Source organism: Streptomyces sp. YS-3, from assembly GCF_045257485.1.
Classification (GTDB): Bacteria; Actinomycetota; Actinomycetes; order Streptomycetales; family Streptomycetaceae; genus Streptomyces.
On the sequence record NZ_JBJHPC010001038.1, the window covers coordinates 1 to 1179 of the forward strand.

Annotated in this window: 1 protein-coding gene; it reads left to right on the forward strand. The window is 74.3% G+C overall.

All coding sequences use genetic code 11. From position 1 onward, the window contains the following. Window positions 1-62: 62 nt before the first annotated feature. The coding region (locus ACJA3G_RS37325) for a sensor histidine kinase (RefSeq protein ID WP_406557448.1) at window positions 63-1179 on the forward strand (1117 nt) is incomplete at its 3' end.

The following is a 1179-nucleotide window of genomic DNA, read 5'->3' on the forward strand; positions in this document are numbered from 1 at the left end:
ACGAGACCCTCAGCCCCCCGCCGGGCGGTACGCCGGGCAGCGGCGGACGCAGCCCCGAGTTCCTGCTCGCCATGGACCTGTTCGGCGGGCTCCGCCGGGACCTGTTCCGGGACGCCTTCGCCTACCGGCCGCTGCCGCCGATGCGCACGGACGGCCCGCTGGTGCGCCATCTGCCCGCCCGGCTGCGCCGGTACGCCGCCTGGAGCCGGCACGCGGCCGTCCTCTTCGTCGCCTTCTGCGCCGCGATGATCACCTACACCGACCGCTCCCAGGGCTCGGGCCCGTGGGTGGTCGTCTGGGCGGCCACGGGTCTGCTCACCGGGCTCCCCGTCGCCATGACGCTGATACGGCCGGTCGGCGCCTGGTGGACGGTGTGCGCGTGCACGGTCGTCATGGCCGTCCTCGGCGGGGGTGGGCACAGTTTCTCCGTCTGGCCCTGGGGGCCGGGCGGCTTCCTCTCGCAGCTCGCCGTGATGGTCGTGGTGGCGCTGCGCACCCGGCCCCGGACCGCCGCCTGGATGTGGCTCCTGACGCTGCTGCTCGGCTCCGCGCTGGAGTTCCCCACCGGCGCGGGCGACTACGGCGGCTACGGCGCGTCGGACGAAGGGCCCATGGCCGTGACGTCCGCGATCCTGCTCCTGATCGCCGTCCTCGTGAACGTACGCCGGGACGCCGAGCGGAAGATCACCGTCGAGCAGTCGGTCACCGCCGTCGAACGCGACAAGCGGACCGTGCTCGAAGAGCGCACCACCATCGCGCGCGAGCTGCACGACGTGGTCGCGCACCACATGTCGGTGGTCGCGATCCAGGCCGAGGCGGCCCCGTACCGCGTCGAGGACCCGCCCGCCGAGCTGACGGCGGCGTTCGCCACCATCCGGGAGAACGCGGTGGCCGCGCTCACCGAACTGCGCCGCGTCCTCGGTGTCGTACGCGCGGAGGACTACGAGGCGCCGGACGCGCCCCAGCCCACCCTCGCCGACCTCGACCGGCTGCTCGCGAACGTACGCGACGCGGGGCTTGAGGTGACCAAGGCGGTCACCGGCGCGGTGCGCGAACTCCCGCAGGGGGTCGAGCTCTCCGCGTACCGCATCATCCAGGAGGCCCTCAGCAACGCCCTGCGGCACGCGCCGGGGGCCGCCGCGCGGGTGGAGGTCGGCTATGTGCTGGGCGGGGTGGGCC